At 38.7% G+C, this 11945-nt stretch carries 11 protein-coding genes; 3 read left to right on the top strand and 8 right to left on the bottom strand.

Going from position 1 to position 11945, the window contains the following annotated elements:
* Window positions 1–117: 117 nt before the first annotated feature.
* The 4 genes from V1501_RS01690 to V1501_RS01675 form a co-directional block, all read right to left on the bottom strand.
* Window positions 118–555 carry a hypothetical protein gene (locus tag V1501_RS01690; RefSeq protein WP_409291144.1) on the bottom strand — a complete coding sequence of 146 codons (438 nt, stop codon included), beginning with the start codon at window positions 553–555 and terminating at the stop codon, window positions 118–120.
* A gap of 499 nt (window positions 556–1054) precedes the next feature.
* Complete coding sequence (locus tag V1501_RS01685; RefSeq protein ID WP_409291143.1) at window positions 1055–1831, bottom strand: SDR family NAD(P)-dependent oxidoreductase; 777 nt, start codon at window positions 1829–1831, stop codon at window positions 1055–1057.
* A 676-nt stretch (window positions 1832–2507) separates the two neighbouring features.
* Entirely contained in the window at window positions 2508–2960 is a 453-nt protein-coding gene (locus V1501_RS01680; protein WP_409291142.1) for a nitroreductase family protein, read from the bottom strand.
* Window positions 2961–3272: 312 nt separating this feature from the next.
* Window positions 3273–4763, bottom strand: a complete 1491-nt coding sequence (locus V1501_RS01675) for a DHA2 family efflux MFS transporter permease subunit (protein ID WP_409291141.1) — start codon at window positions 4761–4763, stop codon at window positions 3273–3275.
* A 63-nt stretch (window positions 4764–4826) separates the two neighbouring features.
* Here V1501_RS01675 and V1501_RS01670 point away from each other — a divergent pair, with 63 nt between their 5' ends.
* Complete coding sequence (locus V1501_RS01670) at window positions 4827–5081, top strand: winged helix-turn-helix transcriptional regulator (RefSeq protein ID WP_409293198.1); 255 nt, start codon at window positions 4827–4829, stop codon at window positions 5079–5081.
* A gap of 955 nt (window positions 5082–6036) precedes the next feature.
* Window positions 6037–6645: a transposase gene (locus V1501_RS01665; protein WP_409291140.1), complete on the top strand. Its 609-nt coding sequence runs from the start codon at window positions 6037–6039 to the stop codon at window positions 6643–6645.
* A gap of 363 nt (window positions 6646–7008) precedes the next feature.
* Here V1501_RS01665 and V1501_RS01660 read toward each other — a convergent pair whose 3' ends face one another.
* The 4 genes from V1501_RS01660 to V1501_RS01645 all read right to left on the bottom strand — a co-directional run bounded on the left by V1501_RS01660 (window position 7009) and on the right by V1501_RS01645 (window position 10126).
* A complete protein-coding gene (locus V1501_RS01660) occupies window positions 7009–7932 on the bottom strand; it encodes a CBASS oligonucleotide cyclase (protein WP_409291139.1) in 924 nt (307 codons plus the stop codon).
* Between the two features lie 62 nt (window positions 7933–7994).
* Window positions 7995–8975: a hypothetical protein gene (locus tag V1501_RS01655; protein ID WP_409291138.1), complete on the bottom strand. Its 981-nt coding sequence runs from the start codon at window positions 8973–8975 to the stop codon at window positions 7995–7997.
* Window positions 8962–9537 (bottom strand): 7-cyano-7-deazaguanine synthase, encoded by a 576-nt coding sequence (locus tag V1501_RS01650; RefSeq protein WP_409291137.1) that lies wholly within the window; start codon window positions 9535–9537, stop codon window positions 8962–8964. Before V1501_RS01650 ends, V1501_RS01655 begins: the two co-directional genes overlap by 14 nt.
* Window positions 9530–10126 (bottom strand): hypothetical protein, encoded by a 597-nt coding sequence (locus V1501_RS01645; protein WP_409291136.1) that lies wholly within the window; start codon window positions 10124–10126, stop codon window positions 9530–9532. The genes V1501_RS01650 and V1501_RS01645 overlap by 8 nt, the downstream gene beginning before the upstream one ends.
* 1046 nt (window positions 10127–11172) lie before the next feature.
* Between V1501_RS01645 and V1501_RS01640 the strand changes: the two genes are divergently transcribed.
* On the top strand, window positions 11173–11937 hold the full coding sequence (locus V1501_RS01640; RefSeq protein WP_409291135.1) for a DUF697 domain-containing protein: 765 nt from the start codon (window positions 11173–11175) through the stop codon (window positions 11935–11937).
* Window positions 11938–11945 lie beyond the last annotated feature (8 nt).

The following is an 11945-nucleotide window of genomic DNA, read 5'->3' as shown; positions in this document are numbered from 1 at the left end:
CTGGAATTTAAACACTCATGATACAAGCAGCTCCGCTCCTTTTCCACAAATAGAATAAAAAATCTCCTCTAACCTGGGTTATCTGAGGAGATTTTATTATTAATCGCTGCGTCCCAATTAGTGAAAATTAGGAAGAGTTGTCGAATTATTAGCAGGATCCCTATCCGCGTTACCTGCATCCATTTCATCCGTTTCCTTACTGTTCCATATAAAATCGCCACGGTCTTTAACACTGTTTTTCGATCCGGTCTTAACCGGCTTTTGTTCCTGCTGTTTCTGCTCTTTTGGTTCCAGTGTTTCAAGGCAGATCAGTTCGCTTACTTCATGAGTGCGGTCTTCGTTAATCATCTTCCAGGCAAGAGCCATCCGTGCCTGCCAATCGCCATGCAAAACCTTCGCAATCGCGACTGCTTCCTCCTGTTTCCGCTCCAGCATATCTGCATCATCTAGCTGTTTGCGGTCGTCATTTTGTCTTTTTTTATAAGCTGTTATAGTAAGTGCTGCCCCGGCGGCCGAAAGCAGAGACGTTACGATAATGGGCATTGATTTTTTCATAGCTTCCTGTACCCTCCAATCCGAAAGTTTCCTCATACGGTTCACATACCCTCTCTTTTTGGGTTTTAAAGCTATTCATGTGACGCCTTTTTTTACCAGCAGATTGCTTTACTCTAAGAAAACTATACTGTTACCTGCTGCCTCACTAAAAAAATCGACCTAGTCTGTGGAAAATTCACACCTTGCTTTTTCCTTGTTTATGCTCGTGTATCTCTCTAAATTATAGATTCTTTCTTTCATACCAAAAACCACATTCGGAAGGATATATCCTTAACATATAACCAAAAAAAGAAGCTCCCCAAAAGTTCAAAGAACTTCTGAAAAGCTTCCTCTATTTCCTCAATGCCAGTAAGATGTCAGCATTCCACTCTTTCTGATAACTTTGTTTCTTACTAAACTGTTAGGGACTATTGTATAGCGGCAGGTGCTAAGAAAGAGGGTCATACACTTTTTCTTCCACTTAACTCACTTTATAGTGGAAACATCAAAGCCCTGGGAGTTATTTGCCCTTTTCCTGCAGCCATTTATCAAATTCAATTGCCACAATTCGTTCTCCGGTAATTCCTTCTGATTCCTCCGATGCCAAAAAGACAATGGGTTTAGCCATTACTACCGGATCCAGCAGCTGAAATTTGCCTTCAAGCTGCTTTTTTACTTCATCAGGAATCATGCCCGTTATGGTTGCTCCTCCAGGAAGCAGCATATTTACTGTAATGCCATAGCTTTTTAAATCCTCTGCCATAATATAGGACAAAGACTCAGTGGCTGCGCGAGAAGGGCCATAAGGGACAAATCCCTTTCGCTTCATTGTCTCATAATTCATAGATATATTAATGATTTTACCTTTTCCCTGTTCGGCCATAAAAGGAACAAAACCGCGGGAAACCAGGAAATATCCTGTAACGTTTGTATCCATTAAATCACGGAATCCATCGGGTGAAACTTGAAAGAAAGGCTGCGGTTCAGTCAAAAATTGAGGATTTACCGTTCGCATGCCTATTCCGGCATTGTTTATAAGAACATCAATTTTCCCCCATTCCTTTTTCACCCAATCGACGGCATCGTTCACTGATTCTTCAGAACGGACATCCATCGGAAGCTCAACCGCATGCAACCCTTGCTTTGTCAGATTATGTACAGCCTCACTCAATTTCCCTCCCGGGCGGGACGATAAGGCAACAGTTGCTCCCTCTTTTAAAAGCGCTTCTGCCATTGCAAAGCCTAAACCACTTGAAGCTCCGGTCACCACGATATGCTGATCTTTTAATTTCATCATGTGCACTCTCCTTTAAGATATCTTTCCCTGACTGTGACCCCTTTTAAAGGTTATCCCTGGTGATTATGTGAAAATGCGGTATCTTGCTGCCTAAACGATATGGATGGCAGGACTATTGAACTCGGTAAATAGAATGTCCAAAAAAGGAAGATTTCATTTTGGGAGCTTCCTTATTAATGATTGTAAAGGCTGCTCCCGCAGCTTTCCAGCCTGATGCCCTTTACCCTTTTATAAAAAGCATTCGAACGATTTGAAACTTTTTTTACATTACCTTTTGACACTGAAGTACCTTTCCCGCTATTGGCACAGACTGTAAAATCGAGGAACTATCACCAAAAATTTTTAAAGCTTAAAAAGATATAAATAAAAACACTTGGCATGAAACTGGTTTCATACTTTACCCTATTAATAAAGCATCGGCTGGCGTTACATATTCAGCGGCGTGACGGCCGATGTCTTGAATTAAAAAAGGAGGACTAAATAGCCCTCCATTACATCTTTTTAGTTAAAGGAATGCAGCAATTTTTTCTAAGTCAAAACGATGATGCGGATATCCTTCAGAATCTGCTTTTCCAATGGGTAAAATGCCTGCAAATCTGACATGCCCAGGAAGATTCAGGAGCTCTCTTACTTTATCCTGATCAAAGCCCAGCATAGGGTTGCTTGAATATCCATATCATTGAACGGCAAGTATTAAGAACCCAAAAGCGATATTTGTCTGGGTTAACCCCCATTGAGCACGATCTTCCACCGTCATGCCATTGAAAAATCCTGACAGATTAGCCACTTCTTCTTCCTTGCGCTCTGGTGGAAGTCCCGGGTGTACAGTGTCAGCAATATTTGCAAGTACATCCTCCATATCACTTGTAACCACAACAACCGCGGGTGCTGAAGTCACTTGTTTTTGACCATAAGCTGCTTCTTCCAGCTTTTCCTTTAGATCCTTATCTGTCACTACATGGAAACGCCATGGTTGAAGGTTCCATGCACTCGGGGATAAGCGGACCAACTCAAAAATCTTTTTTAGGTCTTGCTGAGGAATAGGCTCCTGCTTATACTTGCGAATGCTATGGCGTGTTTCAATTGCTTCTTGTACCGATAGAGATTGTTCCGTTGTGTTCATTGCCATGGTGATCATCCTTTCTAGAAAAAGTCTTAATTATGTTACCCTGCCTAAAATCACAATAACCACTTATTAATAAAATTTACACCTGTGCAGCATCAGCTAAGTAATTCTGCGCGGTATGAAATTCTACAATATATATATATCAGTAAAGAAAAAAGAGCATTGACCCTTCTTGGATCAATACCCATTTTTATTTAAGGTAATACTTCACAATAACCAATCCCGATGGCCGGCTCATTAAATTCAAATCGGCACCTAATTCCCACTTCCATTTTGTAAACGTTAGATACCGAAAAGGGATTTTGTGAAAGAGAATCAGTGTTGCGACATCGCTTCGCGGCTGCCAACAGCGCGGCGGATGAAGAAGGCTATGACCAAGGCAATCAATGCTATGATCATCGCAAACAGGAACACGTTTTGTGATCCAGCTGTCATCGCGTTTGCGATTTCAGCCTGTTTGTCTGAAGCGGAGGAGCCGTGCATGTATTTCTCCATACCGCCAGTAAGAATACTGATGGCGACCGCTGTTCCAATTGCACCTGCGACCTGCTGCAGTGTGTTCATGACCGCCGTACCGTGCGGGTATAACTCCGGCGGTAATTGATTTAGTCCGTTCGTTTGAGCAGGCATCCATATCATGCCCACCCCAACCATGAGCCCGATATGCAAAGCGACGATAAAAGCCACAGAAGAAGCAGGAGATAGGGCAGTAAAGAACCATAACATGACTGAAACGATCACGAGTCCGGGAATAACGAGCCATTTTGGCCCATATTTATCGAACAAGCGCCCCATACGCGGGGACAGGATACCGTTCAGCGCGCTGCCCGGCAAAAGCATGAGTCCAGTAGTGAACACAGACAGCCCTGCACCCGTCTGCAGAAACATCGGCAGGATAATCATACTTGACATCATGATCAGCATACACGAGAGTATCAGCAGCAGCCCAACGACGTACATTGGGTACTTCAAAACGCTCAGATTCATCATAGGATCGCGCATACCGTTCTGCCTCAGTATGAACAGCAGCAGTGCTATGAGCCCGACGACGATTGAAGTAACCACGACTTCACTGCCCCAGCCTTCAGATCCTTCGCCTGCCTTACTGAAGCCGAAGACAACTCCTCCAAAGCCGATCGTTGACAATGCGACAGACAGCAGGTCTATCCGGGGCTTCGTGACATCGGTAACATTTTCTAGATACTTAACCCCTACCAACAATCCAATAATCAGGAACGGCAGAGAGAGCCAGAATATATAATGCCATGTTAAATACTCGATTAATAGACCTCCAATGGTCGGGCCGGTTGCTGGCGCAAACATAATAACAAGTCCAACGAAGCCCATCGCCGCCCCCCGCTTTTCCGGCGGGTATATGACAAGAATCGTATTGAACATTAGTGGCAGCAATAATCCCATGCCAGCCGCCTGTAAAACTCGAGCGAACATCAGCATTTCAAAATTGAAGGCTAGCGCCGCAATGAGTGTACCTAGAATTAAGCTAGTGAGCGAACCTGTGAATAGCTGCCTCGTCGTAAACATCTGCAGCAGCAGCCCGCTCATGGGCATTAAAATGCCAAGGGTAAGCAAGAAACCGGTTGTTAACCACTGTGCCGTTGCGGCTGAAATTTGAAACACTTCCATTAAATTAGTCATTGCTATATTTAAAGCGGTCTCGCTAAACATGCCGACAAAACCGCAGATAAGCAGTGAAGCCAGGATGGCACGCGTATTGTATGTTTTCATCTCTTTTTCTCCCTTTTTTACTTTATTAATGATTTTTCTTACTGAATTTGCTGTAGTCATCTTATTGGAGTATCTTAAACAAGTAAAGTATTCGTCTGATTGCGCACTAAACTAAGTACAAAAATGGTTGGCAGGAAGTGGATGCTGTCGCTTTCATGGTATATTTCCGAAGAAACAAGAAGATTTGGGGAAATAAAGCGCATATTACCAGATAATACACAATCGGTGCCAACGAAGCAACTCAGAGAATTCGAAAAGGATGGACTCTTACATCGTGAAGTTTATAAAGAGGTTCCACCACGAGTAGATATATTAACCTTGGTCAGCAGTTTGTACCAATCCTTCATAGTATGTCTCAATGGGGAGAATGCAATCTAGATATGGATTGATCACATTATTTGAAAAAAAGATTGAATAACAAACTAACAAAAGAATTTTTAAAAACAGCCGGCTGAGAACTGCACCCCAATTGTTAGGCATCATCAACAACTGGAGGTGCTTACTTATGGCTGAATTTAGATGCGAGAAGAAATTGAATGCCGACTGAAGACAGTTAGGGGGGAAGGTATGCCGGCTGCACACTGGACGGTATACAGCGCATTGGGAGAATGATCTTCAAGACGCCATTGAAATGAGGCTGATTACCATAATAAAGACAGAAAAAACTATTAAGGAATTAGAAGAGAAAGTATATGAAAAAGGCGGAACTAACTTTTACTATTGCAAACGGCTGCTCACATACATACATCGTGTTAGCAGAAGGAAACGCAGGCTGAGAAAGATTATGGAACGGCCTGGTCACTGTGACGATGCCGCAACTAACAAAAAAATGAAAAAAGAGGTCTCTCATAAGTTCGCGGAACTCATGAGAAACCTCTAAATTTAGGAGAGGAATGTTAACATTCCACTCCCCACTTTCATAAAACCTTCATATTTCAAGGGGTTCGGGCGATGATTACATCATGCCGCCCGTTGGTTGATAGTGTGTAATATTGTTAACGCTGAGTGCAAAAAATGCGGTAAATTAACGTTTTGGATGTTGGTGGATGTAGCATCTTTAACGGTGATTTACTGTTTTTTATGAGAAGGCGTTAGCAAAATGTTAGCATTTTAATAAGAACCGTTAACCACCTGACGGTTTCTTTGCTTCGAAAAGAATACGAAGGAGGTGAGTATAAATAAAGAAACATTTTTTAAGTACGGAAAGAAAATCGGATTGTAAGCAAGGCTGCCTACAGTGTTTTAGGGATCAATCTGCTTGGCCACAAAGAGATTTTGGGCATTTAAATCGGAGTAAATGAGAGCGAGTTTCTGGCTGGGAGTCTGTAATGACTTGAAAAACAGAGGGGTGCAGGATATCCTGATTGCCTGTAAGGATGGGCTTTCTGACTTCTATGAGGTTATAAGCACAGTCTTTCCGAAGACCGATATCCAGTTATGTATCAATCACCAAATCCGTAATTCTATGAAGTATGTTTCGTGGAAGGAACAAAAAGCCATTATGGCAGACTTGAAGAAAATCTATCAGGCCCTCACGCTGGAAGAGGCTGAACTGGAGTTCTCCACTTTCAAGGAGATATGGGGGAAAAAGCAACCCAATCATCATCAAATATGGGAAACAAACTGGCTGGAATTGACCGCCTATTTTAGTTATCCTGCGGAAATCAAAAGGCTCATTTTTCCTAAATATGATTTAAGGCTATCAACACCAGTTCTGGAAAGTCAACAAGATAAAGAAGCCTATCCAACCGATGATTCCCTCAGGAAGTTATTTTTCTGGCTACTATGGAAATCTCAAAAAAATGGACTATGCCTGTCAGAGGATGGAAAGAATGTATATCACAACTGGTCATTTATTTTGGGGATCGATTGGAAGCTGAGCTTTCCGCTTGACCAAGGTTTGGTTCCAGCTTACATGGAGCCTTTATATATAATGAAGTGAAGACCTCTACCTAAAAAGATTTATACTCCCCAGGCCACTAGTACCTTTGCTTTTAATGAAGTTGAATTGGAACAAAAAAACGGCATAGAACACTAGCATCCAACAGTTATTCCATCACCACTCAAATAATTGCCTGCTTCCATAGCCCAAGTCTCTCTTCTTGGGTCAGCTTTTCCTCCCGGTTTACTCTTCTGTTACTTCTCCATAACTTTCATAAATTACATCATTTCAAAATATTTATGTAAGCAAAAAATCTGCTAAGTTACTTAAACAACACATGGAATGGTACAAATAAGCGTCCCCAAATATTGAAAACGCCTTGTTCGCTCTGTCGATAAAAAGTCTTTTATCATCACATAAAGTTTAATCAATTAGATTTATCCATTGTTCTAAAGATTTTTGTGCATCAGCACGATTCATTTTGTTTGAAAGCCTCTCTATAGCTTTACTTACTTGCTTCCGGATTACACTATCGCTACTTCCCAAATACTCATCTACATGAATTGACTGTCCTGTACTGTCTTTAATCGGGCCTAAAACTGCCTTTTGTGCATGTTCGCAAAAGTGGTGAAGCATCCCTCGATAAGTTTTTTTCTCAACTTTACCTCCTTTAAAAGCATCTATAGCTAAAGATTCAATATGATAACCGGATAACTGTAGCTGCTTTGGTAATTGGCTATTCATAACTTTAAAAATTTTGATTGTAGGAACTACACGACCAATGTTTTCTCGATTTACTTCAGTGAGTTTTTCAGCAAATTGTTTAGGCTTAATTACATTACTCCATTCATTACTGTCTACTTTAGCAATACGCATTCCTGTTTCTGTAGAAATACTAGGAAGCAATTGAATTTCATATCCATCAGGAAATTTGACTGTTACAGCTAACTTACCTACACTAACCTCGGTTTGTGGCAGTTTATCATGAATGGTATTTTTAAAATAAGATAAAACTTCTTTCGGCTTTAAGTCCGCTAAAGAACTATCATTAAGTTGTACGAGCATATCAATATCACTCAGACCATTCGCATATGTGTGTTTACTTACTGATCCTCCAAATTTCAGCTCAAGATATCCTTCAACTTTTTCCCCTAATGCTTCTTCCAATGTAGCCAAGTGATCATTTACTTTATCAACATCCCTATCATTTAAGTTCGTTAACAGAGAGCTGAGGTAGGCATTTACTTCTCGGTTAAAGCTTGCTTCCTCTTGACTTGAATTGTTTTCTTTCATCAATTCATTTAATGTTTTACCAATATTACCAAATCCGCCTCCGCTACCGCCCATATTAAAACCCCCTTCTTTATATATTAATGTATCAATGTTTTATCCGTCGTTGAGATGTCCTTCTAATTTAACTTTATTCCAACACTGCTCACAAGCTTTGTTAACTGTTCAGTATAATCTTCCGGCAACTCAAATACATCAAAGTTGTATGAAATAGCAAATTGCCGCATTCTATTCATTAAAAGAGTTAATTCTTGAAGATTTTCTGCGTAGGATAAAGCTGTCAGTCTATTATCAGGAATTGACCATTTCCCACTTGTTATGGCATAGCTGTTTCGGTAATTCCCTACTCCCCGTACAAAAGAGAATCTAAGCCAAGATAACCCATCAAATATATCTGCTCCTGAACAAAAGTAGGCTATTACATTGAGAGGATCAATGCAACCGAAAATATGAATAGGTGTTTGCATTCCTGCATCGGTTAAGCTTTTTCTTACTTTATATATGTTCCCACAACGCTGAAATACTGAGTTTCCTAATTCTTTTTCGGTAAATCCTAAGATTGAAAAGCTGGATAACAAGTGAATATTTTTGCACAGCTCTTCAATATTAACTTTTTTAGGATTAGAAGGTGTAGGTTTACAAAGAAAATCGCTAGCATGATTAGGGAATTTCCCAAAAAGTTTTTTCGCTTCTTCAATTTGTGTTCCTAGTTTTAATTTCTCTTCAGAATCATAACTAACTAAAACTAGATTGGTAAGAGGCACTAACTCTGATATCTGATTTGAAAAAAGTTCATAATTCCATTCTCTCGGTTGATACTCTTTATTGTAAATTTCAGACAGTTCTAAATCAATGCTTCTCTCGTATCCACCGCTATCAATAAAAAGAATATCCGATTGGTAAATTATTTCTTCCGATAAAAAGTTATGATATAAATCGTATGCGCTTATTAGCGAAGTATCCGCTAAGTGGCCACTCATATAATTGTGTATTTCCGAAATTTCTGGAAAACCTTTACTTGAAAATGAAGGGACCAATAAAGGGACTTCCGTATCCACTGGGAAAATTCTTCTTCGCTTACATACTTCACTTATATTCATATAGCATCTCCCTGTCTAAGCAAGATAGACATTCACCACAAGGTATAAAATTATCTCGTTCGCAACTATATGTTTTATTAAATGGAACATCATATTTAATACAGTATTCGTAGATTTGTATTTTACTCCAATTAAGGAAAGGCGCTTCAACAGACACTGCACCAGCAAAGTAGCCATCCATTATATTCTGACAATCTTTTAAAAAAACCTCACTACAATCATAATAAGGAGACCCATAATGTATTCCTAAGGAAATAATAGAATACTGAGATTTGAGAATCGTACTTGCTGCCAATATAAATAAAATATTTCTGCTCATGTATTCTCCATTATTTTCTCTTAACGGGAAACCAAGTTCATAAGTATGATGCTCAATATCGTAATGCCGGCAAACAGAAAGAACTGCTTCCCTCTCACTTTTTGAATTACGCTGGTTATATTGGAAGTGGATTGCAGTTACCTGATAATTTCTTCTTAGGTAGTAATCTACCAATGCTGTTGAGTCAACCCCTCCACTTAACAATATAATTACTGTTTCTTTTTCAGTGCTAATCCTAATCACTCCCCTTTTCCTTGTTTATATCTTGTTTTCTTCTTTTTGTCTTATTTTTGAGTTTAAATAACCAAATTGGCAAAAATGGATCTTTATCAAGCTCTTTACTTATAGCTATTTTCGTCAAGTTTTTTTGCTTGGATTTTAGAAAGAACTTATTAGGGATTGCTGGAAATGACTCGTTCAACATAATATATTTCGATCTGAAGCTATCCACCTGAGCAGGCGATAAGGATTCGCTTTTTATTAACCCACCCCCTTCTCTTATAAGCGATGTTAATTGTCTTCCAGCATTTTCATGCTTGTGAGACGCTTCACCCCAGTCTACATACTCTTCTACTACTACCAGAATGAAAGTGAGAGAAGCCAGAATACCAGAGCCGAGTTTAAATGCTTCCTCATTCAATCTAGGAATAAGCAAAGTAAATGATTCATAACTGGAAAAGGTTAAGATAGCAACAATAGAACTCGCTATTAATATAATAGAATGTAGTACCTTGCTGCAAAATTTTAATTTATTCGCAATCATAAAATGAGCTTCTCTTGAAACTTCAGATTTTCTTAGTAATTTTTTGATTTCATCATAATCTTTAACCAAAACAAAATTACTCCTTTTTTACTATCATTATACAATAAACCCAAAAATAACAAAAAAATCTACCCGCATATTTTAATCCGAGTGCGTTCATTTTAAGTAGACCTTAGCTGAACTCGATAAAATCAATATATAAAAATGTTCATTATAACTTGTTCACTAATAAGGGGCGGATAAGATGATTTTCGGGTATGCGAGGGTTAAGTTAATGTTTACGCAGTTTTTAACGATATATTTGCACTATAAAAAAAGAAACTTATGTTAAACCATCAAAGATTGCGTAAAGTGCATTAAATCAACGTTTCCCTAGTTTTCACCTGTAACATCTTGTACGTTGAATTACGTTTTTTACTTCACTGCGTGAACAAACTGTGAGCATTTTGTTAGCAAATAATAAACAATATGATTTGGTTGTAAAACTTATTTTGAAGATAAAGCAGTGTTAATACTTTAATAATGCTGTACTGGTTACACTCTCCGCCTGTGTGGACTGTAATTGACAACACAAGGGATGTTGGTGGGTTTATCAACATTTAATTTGATTATTGTGATTAACCTCATTAAAGGCAGATTCTTTTATGTAATTCTTATTCTAAGATTTTTAAATATATTGTATCCATTACGGTAGATAACCGATGTACCTAAGATGTTGGACAAAGGTGCTGCCAGGGAATTAATATAATCAAAATCTTACCTACAATGACTTGCAAAAAATCCTTCTAATTAAGCCCCTCATATGTAGTAATGAAGTGTAGAATTCACTCCACTTAAGAGGTAGAATTCGTTATTAATAGAAAACTCCTTTTTTGTGTTTAGAGCCGCCGTTATTTTGTATTACCAGCAAAGGCATCAGTGCACTTCTGAGTTGCCTAGGTCTCGCTTTACCAACTGTTTCACCACGAAACGTGTAATTAGAAAACAAGAATTATAAAAGCTGTGAAAATTTAGGGAAATTTGTTAGAGTTTAGTATAGAGAGGTGATATGGTAATGATTGAATATGATGATAATAATTTTAATAAGAGCTATGAAGAAGAAATAAACAATATTAATGAGCCATACACCTGGATTAGACGATATAAACAGTAAAAATTCCGAAGAGACACTTAACTTTTATAAAGAAGCAGATGTTATTCTATTTTTTCTTAATGCGGCAGGAACAGTATTTTCAGAGGGTGAAAGACAATCCTATGAGAAAATAAAAAAATTTAATAAGAGGATAATCTTTGTTTTAAATAAAATAGATGCAGCCGATGATATTTCAGGTCTTGTTAAATTTGGTCAAGAAGTTACTAATTATGATTTTAAGGTTACTCCAATCTCTTCAAAGACTGGAGAAAATATCGATATGCTTAGAAATGCTATACTTGATATTCTTAAGGAGGAAAAAAAAGATATTTTATTCGCAAGACATATTAAAGAGAAGTCTTCAACAGCAAACAAGTGGATTCTTGGTTCTGCAACTTCAGCAGTTGCTGTAGGTGCAGCACCAATCCCAGGCTCTGATATTATTCCCCTAGCTGGTATTCAAGTCAGCTTGATGGTCAAATTAGCAACTTTATATGAAAAACAATTAACAAAAGACAGGGCCAAGGAATTGGTAATCGCGTCTTTGACTGGAAACTTAGGAAAGAGTCTCTTCAGGCAGGCAATAAAAGTTATACCCGGGACAGGGTCATTTGTTGGTGCTGGAATCGCCGGAAGTATGACTTTAGCGTTAGGTTACGGAATAAAGTATGCATATGAAAATAATACTGAATTAGATGCAGAAGTTTTAAAGAATCTCTCTAAAATGTTTCTTCAAAAGAACCAATAGGCTACATC

This window comes from Paraperibacillus esterisolvens (assembly GCF_046237625.1).
In the GTDB taxonomy this organism is placed as follows: Bacteria; Bacillota; Bacilli; order Bacillales; family DSM-1321; genus Paraperibacillus; species Paraperibacillus esterisolvens.
The sequence above is the reverse complement of the archived record's forward strand: the minus strand, read 5'-3'. Positions and strand labels throughout refer to the sequence as shown.